Origin of the sequence: Delftia tsuruhatensis NBRC 16741, from assembly GCF_001571325.1 — a bacterium.
In the GTDB taxonomy this organism is placed as follows: Bacteria; Pseudomonadota; Gammaproteobacteria; order Burkholderiales; family Burkholderiaceae_C; genus Comamonas; species Comamonas tsuruhatensis.
Window position 1 is genome coordinate 45,841 of record NZ_BCTO01000023.1, and the last position, 18,637, is coordinate 64,477.

Genomic DNA, 18,637 nt, shown 5'->3' on the forward strand with positions numbered 1-18,637 from the left:
GTCAATTCAGGGCTCCTTGTTCGTCGGTTGGAGGAAGATTTCCGCCTGTTGCCAGGCCTGTGGCTGCAACTGATTGCAAACGGCGTGCCAGCCTGCAACCCGGCCACCGGCCTCCACGGGGGTCCATGAGCCGGGCATGTGTTTGCAGACGTGTCAGACTCGCGCCCATGTCCGAATCCACCCTGCTCGTTGCCGATGACCACCCGCTGTTCCGCGCTGCGGTGATCCATGTGTTGCGCGAGGCCCTGCCGCAGTTCGCCGTGCTGGAGGCCGCAAGCGCTGCGACCCTGGGGGCGGCGCTGCAGCAGCACCCCGAGATCGAACTGGTGCTGCTGGACCTGGCCATGCCGGGCGCGCGCGGCTTCTCCGCGCTGCTGCATGTGCGCGGCGAGTACCCCGACATTCCGGTGGTGGTGATCTCATCCAACGACCATCCGCGCGTGATCCGCCGTGCCCAGCAGTTCGGTGCCGCGGGCTTCATTCCGAAATCGGCGCCGGCCGAGGCCATAGGCACGGCCCTGCAGGAAGTGCTGGACGGCGGCAGCTGGTTCCCGCCCATGGCCGCCGAGCGCTCCGAGGCCGACGCCGCGCTGGCCGCGCGGCTGGCCCAGCTCACGCCCCAGCAGTTCCGCGTGCTGCTGTGCCTGGCCGACGGCCTGCTCAACAAACAGATCGCCCATGAACTGGGGCTGGCCGAGAACACCGTCAAGGTGCATGTGACGGCCATTCTCAAGAAGCTGGAGTGCTACAGCCGCACGCAGGCTGCCGTGCTGGTCAAGAGCCTGGAGAACGACGGCACGGCCTGAACTCCATGCCGCGGCGTGCCGTGCCCCTACCGGTGGCGCAGCAGCATCTGGCTCATGAGCGCGCGCAGCGCGGGCGGGCGCACGGGCTTGGCCAGAAAGCCCCAGCCGCGCTCGGCCGCCTGGCGGCGCAGCATGCCGTCGCGCTCGGCCGTGACCAGGATCACGGGCGGCGACTGGCCCCAGCGCTGGCACAGCTGCGCGTAGACATCGGGGCCGTGCAACTGGCCCAGGCGCACATCGAGCAGCACCAGTTGCGGTGCCTCGCCGGGCGCGGCCAGCGCCAGCGCCTCGGCCGGGCCGCCGGCCAGCGGCACGCTGCAGCCCCAGCGCTGCAGCAGGGCGCGCATGGCGGTGCAGGACTGGGGATCGTCCTCCACATACCAGGCGTTCATGCCCTGCAGCGGTGCATCCTGGTCCGGGTCGCCGGTCTGCGCGCTTGCGGCGATCTGCGGCACGGCGCCCGGGTCGCCCAGCGGCACGCAGACCCAGAACACGCTGCCCCGGCCCAGTTGCGAGCGCAGGCCGATCTCATGGCCCAGCAGCCGGCCCAGGCGCTCGACGATGGCCAGGCCCAGCCCGGCACCACGGTCGTCGCCATGGCCCTCGTCCAGGCGGCGGAATTCCTCGAAGATCTCGTGCTGCAGGCTCTCGGGAATGCCCGGTCCCTGGTCGTGCACCTCGATGCGCAACTGCTGGCCCTGGCGCCGGCAGCCGATGACGATGCGGCCCTGGCGCGTGTAGCGTATGGCGTTGGACAGGAAGTTCTGCAGGATTCGGCGCAGCAGGGCCTCGTCGCTGCGCACGACGCAGCGCGTGTCCACCGCGCTCAGGCGCAGGCCCCGGCTTTCGGCCAGGATGCCGAAGTTGTGGCGCATGACCTGCAGCAGCGGGCCCAGCGCGAAGTCGCGCACGCGCACCTCCAGCTGGCCCGATTCCATGCGCGAGATGTCCAGCAGGCTGCCCAGGATGGCGTCCTGCGCGGCCAGGGCGCCGTCGATGCTGTCGGCCACGTGGCGGCCCGCCTCGTCATGCAGATGGCTGCGCAGCAGGGAGCTGAACATGCGCGCGGCGTTCAGAGGCTGCAGCAGGTCGTGCACCGCAGCGGCCACGAAACGGGTCTTGTAGCGGTTGGCCTGCTCGGCCTCGCGCTTGGCCTCGGCCAGGTCGCGCGTGCGCTCGGCAATGCGCTGCTCCAGCGCATCGGCCAGCGAGCGCAGCTCGCGCGCGGCGTTCTTGTAGCTGGTGATGTCGGCATAGCTGGTGACGAAGCCGCCGTCGGGCAGCGGGTTGCCGCGGATCTCCAGCACCGTGCCGTCGTCCTTGGTGCTTTCGCGCAGGTGCGGGCTGCCGCTGCGCAGATGCTGCAGCCGCCGGTGGATGGCCTCTTCGATGGGGCCGGGCCCCAGCAGGCCGCGCCGGGCGTTGTACCGAAACAGGTTCTCTATGGGCTGGCCCGTGCGCAGCAGTTCGGAGGGAAAGCGGAACAGCTCCACGTAGCGCGAGTTCCAGGCCACCAGGTTGAGGTCGGCATCGATCACCACCACGCCCTGGGGCAGGTGCTCCAGGCTGCGGCTCAGTCCCGTGTCGGCCTGGCGCGCGGCCTGGACGATGCCGTCCTGGGCCGTGCGCAGCTCCTGGGCATGCTGGCGCAGCACGGTCTCCAGCTCCAGGCGGCTGCGCAGGCGCAGCGCGGCCAGCCGCCTGCGCTGGCGCACGAACAGCACCAGCATGCCCAGGGCCAGCCAGCCGCCCGCAGCGGCCGCCGCCGCCCAGCGGCTGGCCACGGTGCTGGCCTGCGTGTCATGCAGCAGGTGCAACTGCCAGTCGCTGCCGGGCAGGGGCAGGGTCTGCCACAGCGTGGTGCCGGGCAGGGCGGGTTCCTGCATCTGCACCAGGCGGCTGCCTTGCTCCAGGCCCTGGCGCACCCGGTAGCGCATGGGGTGCAGTTCCTGGTCGATGTACTGGCGCGTGGCGGCCAGGTCCGCCTCGTCGGCGGGGCTCAGGGGTGACAGCAGGCGGTAGCGCCAGTCGGGCTGGCTGGCCAGGAAGACCACGCCGTGCTCGTCCGAGGCCATGACCACGTCAGGCGTCTGCAGCCATTCGCGCTCCAGCTCCAGCAGCGCGATCTTGATCACCACCAGGCCCGCGACGGCGTTGTGCTCGTCCAGGATGGCCTGCGACAGGAAGTAGCCCGGCAGGCCCGTGGTCAGGCCGATGCCGTAGAAGCGCCCGCTGCCGCGCGACAGCGCCTGCTGCACATAGGGCCTGAAGCTGTAGTCCACGCCCACGTTGCTGCGCGTCTCGCGCCAGTTGCTGGCGGCCAGGGCCGTGCCGTGGCGGTCGATCAGGGTCAGCGTGGACGATTGGCTGGCGCCGTTGGCCTGCTCCAGCTTGCGGTTGAGGGCATCGACCTCGGCGGGAGACAGCGGGTGGGTGAGGGCGGCACGCAGCTGCGCATCCAGCGCCAGCACCTCGGGCAGGGTTCGGTAGCGGTCTATGCGCTGGCCCAGGGCCTGGGCGTAGAGGCTGAGCTGGCGCTGCACGCTTTCGGCCTCGCCGCGCAGGGCGCGGTGGTAGACCAGCTCCCCGGCCAGCAGCATGCAGGCGAGCATGCCGCCGAATAGCAGCAGCAGGGTCCAGAAGGAGCGGCGTGAAGGGCGTCGAACGGGTTGGGGCATGGTGGTCTGGGCCCGATTGGGCGCCAGCTTGGTGCCTTCCAGGGACGGGAAGGGGTTGGGGATTACCCTGATTCTGCGTCCATTCTCCCTGGGAGAGCGCCTGCGCCTAATACCAATAGGTTATCGGCGCCGGAGGATGCCAGCGGTACAACCTGCACCTTCCCGCAACTTGCCGCACCTCGGTGGTGCGTCAACCCCACAGAAATCCTGCCGGAGCCGCACCATGCATGCCGTCCCCACCCACGCCGCCAGCCCCGAGCGGCTGCCCTTCTACCGCCAGCTGTATTTCCAGGTGGTGGTCGCCATCGTGGCGGGCGTGCTGCTCGGCCACTTCGAGCCCCAGTACGCCGAGCAGTTCAAGCCGCTGGGCGACGCCTTCATCAAGCTGGTGAAGATGATCATCGCGCCGGTGATCTTCCTGACCATCGTCACCGGCATTGCGGGCATGACGCACCTGCGCACGGTGGGCCGGGTGTTCCTCAAGGCCATGGCCTACTTCCTGTTCTTCTCCACGCTGGCCCTGGTGGTCGGCATGGTGGTGGCGCACGTGGTGCAGCCTGGCGCGGGCATGAACATCAACCCGGCCGACCTGGACCAGGCCGCCGTCAAGGGCTATGTGGCCAAGTCGCATGAGCTGACGCTCACCGGCTTTGCCATGGACATCATCCCCAAGACGCTGGTCAGCCCCTTCGTGGGCGACAACATCCTGCAGGTGCTGTTCGTGGCCGTGCTGTTCGGCATCTCGCTGGCCATGGTCGGCGACGCCGGCAAGCCCGTGCTCAACTTCCTGGAGGCGCTGACGGCCCCCGTGTTCAAGCTGGTCGGCATCCTGATGAAGGCTGCGCCGCTGGGCGCCTTCGGCGCCATCGCCTTCACCATCGGCAAGTTCGGCCTGGGTTCGCTGGTCAACCTGGCCTGGCTGGTGGGCTCGTTCTACATCACCTCGCTGCTCTTCGTGGTCGTGGTGCTGGGCTTCGTGGCGCGGCTGTGCGGCTTCTCGGTGCTCAAGCTGGCACGCTACCTGAAGGCCGAGCTGCTGCTGGTGCTGGGCACCTCGTCCTCGGAATCGGCCCTGCCTTCGCTGATGCAGAAGATGGAGCGCGCCGGCTGCGGCAAGTCCGTCGTGGGCCTGGTCGTTCCCACGGGCTACTCCTTCAACCTGGACGGCACCAACATCTACATGACGCTGGCCGCGCTGTTCATCGCCCAGGCCACCAACACCCACCTGACCCTGGGCCACGAGATCGCGCTGCTGCTGGTGGCCATGCTCAGCTCCAAGGGAGCTGCCGGCGTGACCGGCGCGGGCTTCATCACGCTGGCCGCCACGCTGGCCGTGGTGCCCGAGGTGCCCGTGGCCGGCATGGCCCTGATCCTGGGCGTGGACCGCTTCATGAGCGAGTGCCGCTCGCTGACGAACTTCATGGGCAACGCCGTGGCCACCGTGGTGGTCTCGCGCTGGGAAAACGAGCTGGACTACAGCAAGCTCAACGCCGCCCTGGACGGAGAGCCCGTGCAGGCCCTGCCTGCCGAGGCCGCCGTGGCCAAGGCCTGAGAACGCCCTGGCCAGGGCAAGGGCCGGCAACGGCCCCTGCCTGCCCCACCGCTGCGCCACCCCAGGGTGGCGCTTTGCTTTGTCTACTCGCCTGCCAAGCTGCCGGGCGCGGCGGACGAGCGCAGCGACAGCTCCAGCCGGTAGGCCAGGGCCACGAAAAGGCTTTGCGCCAGCCCCATGGCCGCCGTCAGCGCGCGAAAGCCGAAGGTGGCGCTGTCCTGCACGATCAGGGCCGCCTCGGCCTCGCGCGCAATGGGGCTCATGCGGCTGTCGGTCATGGCGATCAGGTGGGCGCTGCGCTGCCTGGCCCACTGCGCCACCTGCACGGTTTCGTCCGCATAGGGCATGAAGGAAATGGCGATCATCACGTCGCCGCTGCGCACCGACCGGATCTGCCCCTGCTGCATGCTGCCCAGCGCGCTGAACAGGCCTATGCGCTTGTCGGTGTGTTGCAGCGCATATTCCAGATACACGGCCACGGGAAACGAGCGGCGCGAGCCGGCGATCCAGATCGCCTGCGTGCCGGCCAGCAACTCCACCGCCCGGTCGAATGCCTGACCGTCCAGGTTCTGGCGCAGCTGCTGCATGCCGGCCATGCCGCCTTTGAGGAATTCGTCGGCAATCTGCACGGGCTCCAGGGCGGCGGGGCCGGCCTCGACCATGTCGCGCACGCGCAGTTCATAGGCGCGGCCCGGCGCGATCTGCTCGGCAAGGCCTTCGCGGAACAGGCGCTGCATCTCGGAAAAACCCGAGAGCCCGAAATGCTTGGCAAACCGTACGACGGCCGAGGGCTGCACACCACATTGCGCGGCAAGGGACTGTATGCCTTGCAGGCCGAGCTGGTCGCGGTGGACCTCGATGTGGCGGGCAATGGCCTTGAGCTGCCGGCTCAGGCCATCGTATTCCTGGGCAATCTGCTGCAGGAGTCGGTCCACGGATGCGGGGGGCGGCGGGGAAGGGCTCATCGCAGGCGGGCCGGTGGGCGATCCCGGGGCAAGGGATCGACTGATTTCTGGATGGGCCATGATGCCATGGCGATCCCCGGGTCCCGGGCCGCTGGCAGCCCAGGCGGGGCATGGCATTCCCTAGCAGTAGTCCACCCAGATCCCGCCGGCATCGGCCGAGCGCACGCAGTTCTCCACCCAGCGCACGCCCTCGATGCCAGCGTGGATGTCCGGATGGAGGATGGTTTGCAGCGCCTCGCGATCGCGCCTGTCCGTGGCCTCCATGGCCAGCGCGAAGCGGTGGTAGAGGTTGGACCATGCTTCGAACAGGCCTTCCGCATGGCCTGCGCTGATGCGGTCTTCCTGCAGCGCGGCGGGGTGCAGATAGCCCATGCCGCGATCGAGCACCTGCGCCGGCTGGCCCTGGACTTCGTGGCGCAGCTGGTTGGGGTGTTCGTCCCACCATTCGAGGCTGGCCCTGGCGCCGATGACGCGCAGCTTGTGCCCATGCATGGAGCCGCTGTTGACCGCGCAGGCCCACAGGTAGCCCATGGCGCCGCCCTGGTACTGCATGAGGGTGAAGGCGTTGTCCTCCAGCGGGGCGCGGCTGCTGACGAAGCTCTGCCGGCTGCACATCAGCCGCTCGATCTTCAGCCCCGGCAGCATCACCTGGGAAAGGTACAGCGGATGCGTGCCAATGTCGCCCAGCACATAGCTGGGGCCGGCAAAGGCCGGGTCCATGCGCCAGCGCGCGGCGGGGCTGGACTGCTCCACCGCCTCGCTGTGAAAGCCGTGCGAGAACTGCATCTGCACGATGCGGATGTCGCCCAGCTCGCCCCGCGCGATCATCTCGCGCGCCTGGGCGATGAGCGGGTGGCCGGCATAGCCGTAGGCCACGCCGACCATGCGGTTCCTGGCAAGGGACAGCTCCAGCAGCTCCTTGGCCTCGGCCGTGGTGAAGCACAGCGGTTTCTCGCAGACCACGTGCAGGCCTGAGAGCAGGGCGGCCTTGCAGATCTCGAAATGGGTGTTGTTGGGCGTGGCGATGGATACCGCGCGAATGCCGTCCGGGCGGCCGGCCTCGGCCTCGAACATCGCCCGGTAGTCGGCGTAGCAGCGCTGCACGTCCACGCCCAGTTGTTCGCCGAACCGGCGCCCGCGCGCGGCATCGATGTCGAACGCCCCGGCCACGAGCCGGAAATTGTGGTCGCGCAGCGCCGCCGACCGGTGCACATGGCCGATCTGGCTGTTGTGTCCGCCGCCGACCATGCCCCAGGCAATCGGGCGGCCGGGCAGAAGGGTTCCGTCGATCATGGTGTCCACCTTTGTGTTGCGTCTTCAGCAAAAGCGTCTTCAGCAAAAACCTGTGCGGGCCAGGAAGGCGCGGCTGGCGGCCACGTCGGGCAGGCTGGCACCCGCATTGCGCGGGTCGCGCTCCTGCTCCACCGTGATGCAGCCTGCATAGCCGATCTCCCGTAGCGTGGCGCCTATGGCCGGATAGTCGAGCACGCCTTGGCCGATGGGGCACATCACGCCCCGGGCGCAGGCGTCGAAGAACGCAATGCGCTCGCCCATCACCTGCCCGTACACCTGGGCGTCTATGTCCTTGAAATGCACGTATTCCAGCCGTGCCGCATGCCGGCGCAGCCAGCTTGCCGGGTCCATGCCGCTGTAGTGCAGGTGGCCGGTATCCAGGCACAGTCCGGCGGCCTGCGCCGGCACGTCGGCGGCGATGCGGTCGATCTCGTCGGCAAATTCGATGTAGCCGCCCGCATGCGGATGGATCACCGCGCGCACGCCGAAGCCGCTCCAGGCAAGGTGCGCTATCTGGCGTATGTGATCGACCATGGCGGCCCAGCGTGCATCGGACAGGCGCGGGGCGCGGTCCGGGTGCCCGGCCTCGAAGTCGCGCTCGGGGTGGCCCCAGTCCATCACCACGAGATAGGGCGCCGGGTAGCGTTGCCCGGCTGCAGCGGCCGGCCTGGGAAGCTGGCTGATGAGTCCGCAGATCTCGCGAGTCTGGCGCAGCAGCTGCGGCAGCCGGGCCGGCGAGACGAGATCGTCGAAGATCGTGCCGGCGGTGATGCACAGGCGCCGCTGCGTGAATTCCGTGCGTACCAGGGCCGCCTCGAGCGGGATGTAGCCGCAGGGGCCGAGTTCCATGCCCCGAAAGCCCGCCTCGCAGGCCTCGTCCAGCACCTGGCGCCAGGGCGGCAGGTGCGGGTTGTCCACGTTGTCCACGCCCCAGCAGCAGGGCGCGCAGCCAATGGTCAGGGTCGCTGTCATGGTCGCAGTCATGGCGTCAGCGGCTCAGGGCTGGTAGAACGCCGGGCGCGCTGCGCTCGCCATGCGCTCTATCGCGCCGGAGGACTGCGCCAGCAGGCAGGCATCGGCAGCCACTGCGGCGGCGTAGCCGTCCCAGGCCGAGGGACCTGTCAGTTGCCGGTCGCGCACGCCGTCGATGAAGGCCTGCAGCTCCGCGTCGTAGGCGGCGATGAAGCGCTGCTTCCAGTCGGTCAGCAGGGGCGTGCAGCTGCTGGCCGCGCGCTTCATGGGCACGGCCGCAGGCTCAGGCAGGCGCGCGATGCCCGTCTCGCCCACCACTTCGCACTGGATGTCGTAGCCGTACCGGCAGTTGACGAATACCTCCACGTCGATGCGCACACCGCCCACGGTCTCCAGCAGGATGATCTGCGGATCGTTCAGATGCGGCAGTGCGTGGCGCGTCTTCCTGGGGAACACCACCTGGGCGCTGGCGTAGTCGTCGTCCAGCAGCCAGCGCAGGACATCGAGCTCGTGGATCAGCGTGTCGGTGATGGCCATGCTGGTGGTGTAGCCCCCGGCCACCGTGGGATTGCGGTGCGCGCAGTGCACCATCAGGGGCGCGCCAATCTCGCCGGCGGCGATGACATGGCGCAGCGCACGGTAGCCCGCGTCGTAGGGGCGCATGAAGCCGACCTGCACCAGGCGCCGGCCCTGCGCCACCTCCGCTTGCACGATGCGCATGCAGCCTGCGGCGGTCACCGCCAGCGGCTTTTCACAGAACACGGGCTTGCCGTGGGCGATGGCCTCCAGCACCAGTTCCTCGTGCGAGGGACCCCAGGAGGTGACCAGCACCGCCTGCACCTGTGGCGCGGCGATCAGTGCCCGGCCGCTGTCCATGATCTCGATGGCCGGATCATGTCTGGCCACCACGTCCCGCGCCTGCTGCGCATCGATGTCTGTCACCGCCACTACCCGGGCGCCCGACATCACCCGGGAGATCCTGCGGATGTGGTCTTGTCCGATGGCTCCGCAGCCTATTGCTCCGATCTGCAGCGTCATATGGTTCCCTTCTTTCAAAGCAATGAATGGCGGATGAATTCCATGCTCTGGCGCAGCAGGGCTTCGTTGCTGTCCGCGTCCGTGATCCGGGCCGCGAACGGCTCGAACGAGACCGGGCCGCCATAGCCGCGATCGAGCAGTTCTCGCAATTGGGCGATGTTGCCCAGGCGGTCTCCTTCGCCGACCAGCACGCGGTGGCCGTCGCGCATCTGGCCGTCTTCGAGCCGGTGGTCCTCGACGCCCGAGACATGCACCAGCCCGGTCAGGTCGGGAAAGAAGATGTCTTCGCCGGCCAGGTAGTGGTGGAAGCTGTCGTGCACCAGCCTGAAGTGGCGTTCGCAGGCTGCGCCGTAGATCGCCTCGACGGCATCGGACTTGCGGCGCAGCGCGCACTCGGCAAAGCCCAGGGGCTCGACCAGTCCCTGCACGCCATGGCCATCGAGGAGGGGGCGCAGCTGCCTGAGGGCATGCACCAGGTCGCGCCGCCGCTGGCCGGGCGTGCGCGGGTCGGCCCTGTCGTTCAACGGGCACATGACCAGGGCCCGGGCGCCGCAGTCACGCGCATACGCCGCCATCGCGCGCGCCTTGCGCTCCAGGCCGGCGTCGAAAACGTCGAAGGGATACAGCGCGTTGATGGACACGATGGTGATGCCGGCCTGCCGCGCCGCGGCCTGGATGGCGGCGGGCGCCGTGCCGTCGCAGGTCTCGGCATGGGACAGGTCGTTGCGGATCTCGATGGCCGACACGCCCAGGCGCCGGCACATGGCCAGGTAGCCGGCAAACGGCATGCGAGAGGCGCTGATGCGGTTGATGGCGAAATGGATGGGATTCGTCATGGGCCGGGACTCGGGTGGGAAGCGGTGGTCAGGGGCGCAAAGCGGTCCGGGAAATGCCTTTCCAGCTGTTGCTGTATCTGCTGGCGCATGAAGCGGCTGGATTCGGCCGCACGCTCTTCCCAGGCGAACACGCAGGACGACAGAACGCCGTCGAAGCCGGCGCTGCCCAGCGTGCCGAAGAACAGGTCCCAGTCGATCTCGCCCTGGCCCATGTCCAGGTGCTGGTGCACGCGGATGTGGTGCGAGCCCGGCGGGTTGACGATGTAGCGCAGCTGGCTGCTCTTCCTGTGGTCGAAGGTGTCGGCCACGCGTACATGGGCCAGCAGCGGCGCGGCTTCGCGCAGCATGGCGGCCATGTCGCCGCCGTAGTGGAAGGTGTGCGGGGCGATATAGGACAGCCGCAGCGCCTTCGAGCCCATGTTCCTCACGATGTCCATGGCCGGCCGCAGCTGCTCTATCCAGTCCTCCGGATGCGGCTCCACGGACAGCGTGATGCCTTCGCGCTCCAGGATGGGCAGCAGCTCGTCCATGGAGCGGAACCAGGCGGCCTCGCACATCTCCTTCGGATTCGCGCCGGCAGGACCGTTCACCGAGCGCTCGGGCGAGGCTCCACGGCCGAACTCCGAGACCATCAGCGCGCACTCCATCTCGATGGCCACCTCGATGGCCTTCTTCCAGCAGCGCATCGCCCATTGCCGTTCGTCCTCGAACGGGCTGGCCCAGCGGTACATGGGCTGCAGCGATGCCAGTGCCACGCCGCTGGCGCGCATGGCCTGGCGGAATGCGGCCATGCGCTCCTTGGTGGCGCGCGGCATCACCCACCAGTCCAGGAAATCGCTGCGCGGCGACAGCTCGATGTGCGCATAGCCCAGTTCGGCCACGGCCTGCGGCAGCCGGTCCAGCGGCTCGTGCCGGATCATGTAGGGATCGAGGGCGATTTTCATGGTGTCTGCCTGCAGGGCGCGCCGTCAGCGCCGCGCCTTCTTGTTGCGGTACTGGTCGGCGACCACGGCCGCGACGATGATGGCGCCCTTGACCATCTCCTGGTAGTAGGCGTCGATGCGGATGAAGGTGAAGCCCGAGGTCATGACGCCCAGGATCAGCACGCCGATCACCGTGCCGGTGATGCGGCCCATGCCGCCGGCCAGCGAGGTGCCGCCGATCACCACGGCGGCAATCGCATCGAGCTCGTACATGACACCCATGCCCGACTGGCCCGAGATGGCCCGCGCCGCCGTCACCGTGCCGGCGATGCCGCCGAGCAGGCCGGCAATCATGTAGACCCAGACCAGATGCCGCTGCACGTTGATGCCCGAAACCACGGCTGCCTGGCGGTTGGAGCCGATGGCATAGGTGAATTTGCCGAAGCGCGTATGGCGCAGCACCACGTGGAAGACGGCGGCGAGCACCAGAAAGATGATCACCGGATGGGCGCCGGAGCCGATCGCTGCGAAGTCGTCGGTCAGCATGGAGACGGGCGTGCCGTTGGTGAACCACTTGGCAAAGCCGCGTGCGGCCACCATGGTGCCCAGCGTGGCGATGAAGGGCGGAATGCCCGTGAAGGCGATCAGCGAGCCGTTGAGCAGGCCGACCATCAGGCCCACGCACATGCCGGCCGCCACCGGCCAGACCACGGGCAGGTCGGTCAGCTGCGGGAACACGGCACGCGGAAAGTCGGACACCTGTGCCAGGCTGGCGGACACCACGGCGGTGGCGGCCACCACCGAGCCCGACGACAGGTCGATGCCGCCGGTGATGATGACGAGGTTGACGCCCACGGCGATGATGCCGATCACCGCCATCTGCAGCACGATGATCTGCAGCCGCTCGGCGTTGAGCAAAAAGCTCTGGCCCACGGTGAGCCAGCCGGCCGCCTCGAAGAACAGTGCAATGCCCAGCAGCACCAGAAAGATGCTCAGTTCCGGCGGCCGCCTGGCCCGGTGCAGCGGGCCGGTGCCCGGGCCGGGCGGGGAGGGGGCCTGCGAAATCGATGGGGTATTGCTCATCTTGCCTGTCTCCGCTTGGGGTCCCCGGCTCAGCGGGAAGCCAGTTCCATGATCCGTACCTGGTCTGCGTCCCTGCGCTCGACGATGCCCGTCATGCGTCCCTCATGCATGACCAGGATGCGGTCGCTCATGCCCAGCACTTCGGGCATCTCCGAGGAAATCATCAGCACGGCCGCGCCCTCGGCGGCCAGCGTGCCGACAAGGCGGTGGATCTCGGCCTTGGCGCCGACATCGATGCCGCGCGTGGGCTCGTCGAGGATGAGGATGCGGGGCCGCGTCAGCAGCCAGCGGCCGATCAGCAGCTTTTGCTGGTTGCCGCCCGACAGGTTCTGTATCTGTTCATGCAGGCCGGGCGACTTGATGCGCAGCGTGCGCGCCATGTGCTCGCAGTCGCGGCGCAGCGCAGCCCGCTCGACGAAGCCGCACTTCACATGGCGGCTGCTCAGCACCGCCATCTCCATGTTGGCCTGCAGGTCCAGGCCCGTGAAGCAGCCGGTGTCCTTGCGGTCCTCGGTGAGAAAGGCCATGCCGTGCCGCATGGCCTGCGCGGGCGAGTCGATCTTCACCGGCCGGCCGTCGATGCGGATCTCGCCGCTGGTGGCGGGCACCACGCCGAACAGCGCCTCGGCCAGATTGGAGCGCCCGGAGCCCACGAGGCCGGCCACGCCCAGGATTTCCCCGGCGCGCAGCTCGAAGCACAGACCGCTGAACACGCCCTGCACGCCCAGCCCGTCCACGGACAGCACCACGTCGCCCAGGGCCACGTCCTGCTTGGGGAACATCTGTGTGATCTCGCGCCCCACCATCATGCGGATGATGTCGTCGCGCGTGACGTCGGCGGCCGCATGCGTGCCTATGTAGCGGCCATCACGGAACACCGAGAACTCGTCGGCGATCTCGAACAGCTCGTTCATCTTGTGCGTGATGTAGACGATGCCTTTGCCCTGGCTGCGCAGGTGGCCGATGATGCGAAACAGGTGCTCCACCTCCCTGTCGGTGAGCGCGGAGGTGGGCTCGTCCATGATCAGCACCTCGGAGTCGAAGGACACGGCCTTGGCGATCTCCACCATCTGGCGGCTGGCCACGGTCAGCGTGCGCACCTCGGCCCCGGGATCGATGCCGATGGCCAGCCGGTCGAACAGCGCCTGCGTGCGCTGGCGCAGCTGGCGGTGGTCGACCAGGCCGAGGCGGTTGAGCGGCTCGCGGCCAATCCAGATGTTCTCGGCCACGCTCATGCCGGGCATGAGGTTCAGCTCCTGGTGGATCATGGCAATGCCCTGCTGCAGCGCATCCAGCGGGCCGTGCAGCGTGACGGGCCTGCCCCTGAGGCGGATCTCGCCCTGGTCGGGCGCATGCATGCCGGCAATGATCTTCATCAGCGTGGATTTGCCGGCGCCGTTCTCGCCCATCAGCGCATGCACGCTGGCGCTGCGCACGCGCAGCTGCACATCGGCCAGTGCCACGACGCCGGGAAACGACTTGCCCACGCCACGCACTTCCAGAAGCCAGTCGCCAGCAGGGGATGGGGAAGCTGCAGGCCAGGGGGCGGCCTGCGGCCTGCCCGGCGAGACGGTGGGCATGGGCATTCCTTGGAGGACAGGTTGTGAAGAGGTGGCGGGGGTGACGGGGCGACGCGGACCAGGCGAGGCCGGCTCAAGGCCTGGCGTACTGGTCCATGTTCTCGGGCGTGACCAGTTCGAAGGGCACGTTCACGAAGCGCTCCACGGCCTGCTTGCCGGCCAGGCGCAGGGCGGCATCGACGGCATTGGCGCCCTGGCCCGCCAGGTTCTGGAAGACGGAGACCTTGAGGTCGCCGTTCTTCATGGACGCCAGCCCGTCCGGCGTGGCGTCTATGCCGGCCACGATCATGTCGGGCGTCCATTTCCTGGCCGACTTCAGCGCGTTGATGGCGCCTATCGCCATCTCGTCGTTGTTGGCGAGGATGGCGTCGAACTTCATGCCCGAACTCAGCCAGTTCATGGTGATGTCCTGGCCCTGCGTGCGGCTCCATTTGCCTTCGCGCTTGTCCAGGATCTTCATGCCTGCGCACTCGCGGGTCGCCAGCACTTCCTCGATGTCGCGGGTGCGAACGCGCGCCGAATCGTTGGACAGCTCGCCCATCAGCACCAGCAGGTCGCCCCGGCCGCCCAGCAGCTTGCAGACCTGGCGGGCCTGTAGCGTGCCCGACAGCTTTTCGTCGGACGCGACCACGGCAGTGCCTGCGGGCAGCTTGTCGAAATCCACGGGCTGGCGGTTCACGTAGACCAGCGGAATCCGGGCGGCGCTCACCATGCGGGTGATCTTGGGCGTGGCGTCGGTATCGACCGGGTTGACGATGATGGCGTCGGCCCGCTGGGCAATCATGTTCTGGATCTGGCTCAGCTGCTTGCCCACGTCGTTGCTGGCGTCCTCGATCTGCACGCCGGCTCCGTGCTTTTTCGCTGCATCGACGATGCCGTTGCGCAGGATGGTCAGGCCCGTGTCGTCAAACAGCGCCATCGCCACGCCGATCCTGAGGGGCTGCACCGGGGCCTGGGCCTGCGCTGCCCGTGGCTGAGCCTGAGCCTGAGCCTGGCCATGCAACGGCAGGGCGGCCAGAAGGGCTGCGGCAATGGCAGCCAGCAGGTGTCTTTTACTCATCCCTCGTCTCCTTGTTCCTGAGCGGCAGCGGGGCGCATGCAGGCCTCGCATGGACTCGCCACACACCGGATTGCACCGGACCGTGAGGGGAACTGTAGTTCCGCGCCGTGAAATTTTGGAAGTTAATTTCTAAGTGATTACACCTAAGGAAAATAATTTCCAATAGTTTTAATCTTTTGACCATGTTCTGAACGGCGGACATCGGAGACAAGGCAAGCCATGACAAGCACTGTGAGATTGACCGTCAGCCAGGCGCTGGTCCGAGGCGGTGCTGCGCACGCTCAGGGATGCCGGCTACCAGGGCTGGCTGGTGGTCGAGGCCGAGCAGGACCCCGCCATCGCGCCCGGCTACGCATACGCGAAAAAGGGCTACGAGACGCTGCGCGCGCTCGTGGAGCGGCTGGGCGCCTGAGGCCATCCGGCATCGAGGCATGAAAACCAAGGGAGGACAACGTCATGACATCTGCAATCCACCACGCCCTGTGGGGCCCTGCGGCCCGGGCCACCCTACCTTGCCTGTGCGCTGCGGCGCTGGCCGGCGCAGCCAGTCTGGCCGCGGCGCAAGGCAGCGTCACGCTGTATGGGCGCATCGTCAGCGGTGTCGACTATATGAACCGCATTGCCGGGGGGCCGGGCCGGTCTTCCGATCAACTCCGGCACGCCGGGCAATGGGGCGCGACCTGGTGGGGGATGCGCGGGGCCGAGGACCTGGGTGGCGGCCTGAGCGCCGTCTTCCATCTCGAAAGCCAGTTCTCCGCCGACGATGGCACGGTGGGCGACAGCTTCTTCAGCCGCTATGCGGTGGTCGGCCTGCGAAGCCAGACGTACGGCACGCTGCTGCTGGGCCGGGCCATGGGCATTCCGGACGGCGAGGTCTGGGCGCTGGACCCCATGGGCCTGCAGGCCATGGGCGCGGGCACGCTGCAGGGCAACCGGACCTGGGGGTCGCGCCCCAATGCCATCAGCTACCAGTCGCCTGCCTGGGGCGGGCTCTCGTTTCGCACCCAGCTGGGGCTGAACGGGGAGGCGGGCCGTTCCCGGGCCTGGCGCCAGGCCGCCGCCAGCGTGGGCTATGAGCAGGGGCCGCTGGTGCTCAAGGCCTTCTACGAAGAAATCCGCGACGGCAACGGCGCGTTCAGTTCGCTCTACACGGCATCGCGCCTTTACACGGTGGGCGCAACCTACCGCGTGGGCGGCCTGAAGCTGTTCACGGGCTACAGCCAGATCCGGTCAGGTGCGCTGACGGTGGCCGAAGCCGACAACCCGGCAGGCGCCCGCAGGCAGCAGACCTACTGGATGGGCGCCAACTACCAGGCCACGCCGGCGCTGGTGCTGGTGGGCGGCGCCTACCGCGCCAACCGCAGTGGCGGCGGCGCCAGCCTGCTGAGCCTGGGTGCCAATTACCATCTTTCCCGGCGCACCATGCTGTATGGCACGGTCGGCACCCTCTCCAACGGGGGCACAGCCTCGTTCTCGGTGGAGGCCAACAGCGGCAAGCCGCTGCCCGGCTCCGGCCAGCAGGGGCTTTACGCGGGCGTCGTGCACTCGTTCTGAAGCCGCCTTTGCCGCGCATCAACCCTCAGCCCGGCCGGGTCAACCCCCGCTGGGCCGGCCCCCTTGGGGCGGGGCGATGCCGCTTGGCTGTATTCTTGGCGCTTGCCTTCACGCAGCCTTGCGGCCGTCCCCAACATGCATTTGTCCAGACGCGAATTCCTCGGCGCCGGCGTGGCCGCCGCCTGTGCCTCGCTGGTCGGTTGTGCGGCCTCGGCGCCCGTGTCGGGCAGTTTCCTGCAGCCGTGGCGCAGCCATCTGGAGATGCCGCGCGACCAATGGCGCCAGCGCCTGGCCGCCACCCAGGCGCTGGGCTGCCGCGAGCTGTTCGTGCAATGGAGCGGCCTGCTGGGCGATACCGAGGCGGACAGCTGGATGCTGGCCGACGCGCAGATCGCCGACCTGCTGGACATCTGCACCGAACTGGGCATGGGCGTGCACCTGGGCCTGCCCTATGACGAGCGCTGGTGGAAGCAGATCAGCCTTGACAACGCCGCAGGCCCTGCGCCCTACCTGGTGCATATCGCCGAGCTGGGCGCCAGCCACATGTACGCCAGCACCTGGCCGCGCCATGCGGCCTTTCGCGGCTGGTACATCCCCTACGAGCTGGAGCAGTACCACTGGGCCGCGCCCGAGCGCATCGAGCTGCTGGTGAGCGCGCTGCAACCGCTGGCCCAGGCGGCAGCGGCCACATCCGGCCAGGTGCCCGGCATCTCCACCTATTTCAGCCAGCTGCAGACCCTGGGCAGCCTGCCCACGCTGTGGAGCATCCTGCTGGACCGCGTGTCCCTGCGCCCCATGGTGCAGGACGGCGTGGGCGTGGCGGGCCTGGGCAACTACGAGGCGCTGGCGCCGCTGCAGCAGATGCTGCTCGAGCGCAGGGCGCCGTTCGATCTCATCGTGGAGCTGTTCGAGCAACTGCCGCCCGCGCGGCCCGATGGCTCGGACTTCCAGGCGCGCACGGCCAGCTTCGAGCGCGTGCGTCGCCAATGGGACGTGGCCCGCGACTACGGCGCCCAGCGCGTCGTTGCCTTCGCCATCGATCCCTGGGTGCTGAACGACACGCCCGAAGCCCGGCAACTGCTGCGCGGGTGGAAATCCGCCGCGCGCTGAGCGGCAGGCGGCCGGGTCAGAAGCGCTTGGCGATGATCTCTCGCAGGATCTCGCTGCTTCCGCCGAAGATGCGCAGTGCCCTTGCATCGGCCCAGGCACGGCCGATGCCGTATTCCGCCATGTAGCCGTAGCCGCCGTGCAGCTGCAGCAGCTCGTCCAGCACCTGGCCCTGCAGCTCGGTGGCGTTGAGCTTGGCCATGGCGGCGGTGACGGAGTCCAGCGAGCCTTCCATGTGCTGGGCCAGGCAGTCGTCCAGGAAGACGCGCAGCATGGTGGTCCTGGCCAGGGCGTCGGCGAACTTGAAGCGGGTGTTCTGGTAGTCGAGCACGCGGCGCCCGAAGACCTTGCGGTTGCGCACGAACTCGGCAGCCTCGTCCAGCATGCCTTCGGTGGAGGCCGCCGCACGCAGCGCGATCGCCAGCCGCTCCTGCGCCAGCTCCTGGGTCACATGCTCGAAGGCTGCGTTCTCGCGCCCCAGCAGGTGGTCGGCCGGCAGGTGCAGCTCGTCGAAGAACAGCTCGCAGGTGTCCTGGCTGTGCTGGCCTATCTTGCGCAGCGCCGGGCCCTTGCCCAGGCCCTTCATGCCTTCTTCCACCACGAACAGCGACAGGCCGCGCGCGCCCAGGTCGGGCTCGGTGCTGGCCAGCACCACCATCAGGCCGGCGTTGACGCCGTTGGTGATGAAGGTCTTCTGGCCGTTGAGCACGTAGCCGCCGCCTTCACTCTCGCTCTTGCGGCGGGCGCGCGTGCGCACGGCCTTGAGGTCGCTGCCCGCGCCGGGCTCGGTCAGCGCGATGGCGCCGATCAGCTCGCCCGTGGCCATGCGCGGCAGCCAGCGGTCCTTCTGCACCTGCGTGCCGAAGTTCCAGAGATAGGGCGCCACCATGTCGGAGTGGATGGAAAAGCCGATGCCCAGGCAGTTGGCACGCGCCAGCGCCTCGATGACCACGGCCGCGTGGCCGAAGTCCCCGCCCTGGCCGTAGGGCGGGGGCAGGTCGCAATTGAGCAGGCCGCTGTCGCCAGCCTTGCGCCACAGGGCGCGCGGCGTGATGCCCTCTGCCTCCCAGTCATTGATGTGGGGCAGGATCTCGGTGGCCACGAATCGGTCCACCTGTTCCTTGAACAGCAGGTGGTCTTCACGCAATACGGAGCGGGTGCGCATGTCTGTGTCGGTCTCCTTGGGCTGG

The 18,637-nt window shown here is 68.5% G+C and carries 15 protein-coding genes and 1 pseudogene; 5 read left to right on the forward strand and 11 right to left on the reverse strand.

The window, feature by feature from the left end:
• The first annotated feature begins 167 nt into the window (after positions 1-167).
• Positions 168-806, forward strand: a complete 639-nt coding sequence (locus DTS01S_RS11700) for a LuxR C-terminal-related transcriptional regulator (protein ID WP_016449908.1) — start codon at positions 168-170, stop codon at positions 804-806.
• Positions 807-832: 26 nt separating this feature from the next.
• Here the strand turns inward: DTS01S_RS11700 and DTS01S_RS11705 are convergent, their stop codons facing one another.
• A complete protein-coding gene (locus DTS01S_RS11705) occupies positions 833-3,484 on the reverse strand; it encodes a hybrid sensor histidine kinase/response regulator (protein ID WP_061287759.1) in 2,652 nt (883 codons plus the stop codon).
• 223 nt (positions 3,485-3,707) lie between these two features.
• Between DTS01S_RS11705 and DTS01S_RS11710 the strand changes: the two genes are divergently transcribed.
• Entirely contained in the window at positions 3,708-5,036 is a 1,329-nt protein-coding gene (locus DTS01S_RS11710; RefSeq protein WP_016449906.1) for a dicarboxylate/amino acid:cation symporter, read from the forward strand.
• 83 nt (positions 5,037-5,119) lie between these two features.
• Here DTS01S_RS11710 and DTS01S_RS11715 read toward each other — a convergent pair whose 3' ends face one another.
• The 9 genes from DTS01S_RS11715 to DTS01S_RS11755 all read right to left on the reverse strand — a co-directional run bounded on the left by DTS01S_RS11715 (position 5,120) and on the right by DTS01S_RS11755 (position 14,786).
• On the reverse strand, positions 5,120-6,001 hold the full coding sequence (locus DTS01S_RS11715) for a MurR/RpiR family transcriptional regulator (protein WP_016452430.1): 882 nt from the start codon (positions 5,999-6,001) through the stop codon (positions 5,120-5,122).
• A 120-nt stretch (positions 6,002-6,121) separates the two neighbouring features.
• Complete coding sequence (locus DTS01S_RS11720; protein WP_017404563.1) at positions 6,122-7,294, reverse strand: Gfo/Idh/MocA family protein; 1,173 nt, start codon at positions 7,292-7,294, stop codon at positions 6,122-6,124.
• A 39-nt stretch (positions 7,295-7,333) separates the two neighbouring features.
• The gene (locus DTS01S_RS11725) at positions 7,334-8,266 is read right to left on the reverse strand and encodes a TIM barrel protein (RefSeq protein ID WP_017404562.1); all 933 of its coding nucleotides are present in this window, start codon (positions 8,264-8,266) and stop codon (positions 7,334-7,336) included.
• A gap of 24 nt (positions 8,267-8,290) precedes the next feature.
• Positions 8,291-9,304, reverse strand: a complete 1,014-nt coding sequence (locus DTS01S_RS11730) for a Gfo/Idh/MocA family oxidoreductase (RefSeq protein ID WP_026062169.1) — start codon at positions 9,302-9,304, stop codon at positions 8,291-8,293.
• 14 nt (positions 9,305-9,318) lie between these two features.
• On the reverse strand, positions 9,319-10,140 hold the full coding sequence (locus DTS01S_RS11735) for a TIM barrel protein (protein ID WP_017404560.1): 822 nt from the start codon (positions 10,138-10,140) through the stop codon (positions 9,319-9,321).
• Positions 10,137-11,084, reverse strand: a complete 948-nt coding sequence (locus DTS01S_RS11740; RefSeq protein ID WP_016452425.1) for a sugar phosphate isomerase/epimerase family protein — start codon at positions 11,082-11,084, stop codon at positions 10,137-10,139. Before DTS01S_RS11740 ends, DTS01S_RS11735 begins: the two co-directional genes overlap by 4 nt.
• Before the next feature lie 24 nt (positions 11,085-11,108).
• On the reverse strand, positions 11,109-12,146 hold the full coding sequence (locus tag DTS01S_RS11745; protein ID WP_016449899.1) for an ABC transporter permease: 1,038 nt from the start codon (positions 12,144-12,146) through the stop codon (positions 11,109-11,111).
• A gap of 29 nt (positions 12,147-12,175) precedes the next feature.
• Positions 12,176-13,726 (reverse strand): sugar ABC transporter ATP-binding protein, encoded by a 1,551-nt coding sequence (locus DTS01S_RS11750; RefSeq protein ID WP_034364969.1) that lies wholly within the window; start codon positions 13,724-13,726, stop codon positions 12,176-12,178.
• Between the two features lie 73 nt (positions 13,727-13,799).
• Positions 13,800-14,786: a sugar ABC transporter substrate-binding protein gene (locus DTS01S_RS11755; protein WP_016452423.1), complete on the reverse strand. Its 987-nt coding sequence runs from the start codon at positions 14,784-14,786 to the stop codon at positions 13,800-13,802.
• A gap of 262 nt (positions 14,787-15,048) precedes the next feature.
• On the opposite strand from DTS01S_RS11755, the pseudogene DTS01S_RS30450 reads away from it, so the two are divergent.
• The 3 genes and pseudogenes from DTS01S_RS30450 to DTS01S_RS11765 form a co-directional block, all read left to right on the forward strand.
• A pseudogene (locus tag DTS01S_RS30450) lies at positions 15,049-15,198 on the forward strand (myo-inosose-2 dehydratase); the annotation flags it as partial.
• A gap of 44 nt (positions 15,199-15,242) precedes the next feature.
• A complete protein-coding gene (locus DTS01S_RS11760) occupies positions 15,243-16,340 on the forward strand; it encodes a porin (protein WP_061287760.1) in 1,098 nt (365 codons plus the stop codon).
• A gap of 135 nt (positions 16,341-16,475) precedes the next feature.
• On the forward strand, positions 16,476-17,450 hold the full coding sequence (locus DTS01S_RS11765; RefSeq protein WP_061287761.1) for a DUF4434 domain-containing protein: 975 nt from the start codon (positions 16,476-16,478) through the stop codon (positions 17,448-17,450).
• Between the two features lie 16 nt (positions 17,451-17,466).
• Here the strand turns inward: DTS01S_RS11765 and DTS01S_RS11770 are convergent, their stop codons facing one another.
• Positions 17,467-18,612, reverse strand: a complete 1,146-nt coding sequence (locus DTS01S_RS11770) for an acyl-CoA dehydrogenase family protein (protein ID WP_016452419.1) — start codon at positions 18,610-18,612, stop codon at positions 17,467-17,469.
• Positions 18,613-18,637 lie beyond the last annotated feature (25 nt).

Bases quoted from the DNA above. Each gene is read 5' to 3' on its own strand.
- DTS01S_RS11700 (WP_016449908.1), top strand. From the start codon at position 168: ATGTCCGAATCCACCCTGCTCGTTGCCGATGACCACCCGCTGTTCCGC.
- DTS01S_RS11705 (WP_061287759.1), bottom strand. From the start codon at position 3,484: ATGCCCCAACCCGTTCGACGCCCTTCACGCCGCTCCTTCTGGACCCTG.
- DTS01S_RS11710 (WP_016449906.1), top strand. From the start codon at position 3,708: ATGCATGCCGTCCCCACCCACGCCGCCAGCCCCGAGCGGCTGCCCTTC.
- DTS01S_RS11715 (WP_016452430.1), bottom strand. From the start codon at position 6,001: ATGAGCCCTTCCCCGCCGCCCCCCGCATCCGTGGACCGACTCCTGCAG.
- DTS01S_RS11720 (WP_017404563.1), bottom strand. From the start codon at position 7,294: ATGATCGACGGAACCCTTCTGCCCGGCCGCCCGATTGCCTGGGGCATG.
- DTS01S_RS11725 (WP_017404562.1), bottom strand. From the start codon at position 8,266: ATGACAGCGACCCTGACCATTGGCTGCGCGCCCTGCTGCTGGGGCGTG.
- DTS01S_RS11730 (WP_026062169.1), bottom strand. From the start codon at position 9,304: ATGACGCTGCAGATCGGAGCAATAGGCTGCGGAGCCATCGGACAAGAC.
- DTS01S_RS11735 (WP_017404560.1), bottom strand. From the start codon at position 10,140: ATGACGAATCCCATCCATTTCGCCATCAACCGCATCAGCGCCTCTCGC.
- DTS01S_RS11740 (WP_016452425.1), bottom strand. From the start codon at position 11,084: ATGAAAATCGCCCTCGATCCCTACATGATCCGGCACGAGCCGCTGGAC.
- DTS01S_RS11745 (WP_016449899.1), bottom strand. From the start codon at position 12,146: ATGAGCAATACCCCATCGATTTCGCAGGCCCCCTCCCCGCCCGGCCCG.
- DTS01S_RS11750 (WP_034364969.1), bottom strand. From the start codon at position 13,726: ATGCCCACCGTCTCGCCGGGCAGGCCGCAGGCCGCCCCCTGGCCTGCA.
- DTS01S_RS11755 (WP_016452423.1), bottom strand. From the start codon at position 14,786: ATGAGTAAAAGACACCTGCTGGCTGCCATTGCCGCAGCCCTTCTGGCC.
- DTS01S_RS11760 (WP_061287760.1), top strand. From the start codon at position 15,243: ATGACATCTGCAATCCACCACGCCCTGTGGGGCCCTGCGGCCCGGGCC.
- DTS01S_RS11765 (WP_061287761.1), top strand. From the start codon at position 16,476: ATGCATTTGTCCAGACGCGAATTCCTCGGCGCCGGCGTGGCCGCCGCC.
- DTS01S_RS11770 (WP_016452419.1), bottom strand. From the start codon at position 18,612: ATGCGCACCCGCTCCGTATTGCGTGAAGACCACCTGCTGTTCAAGGAA.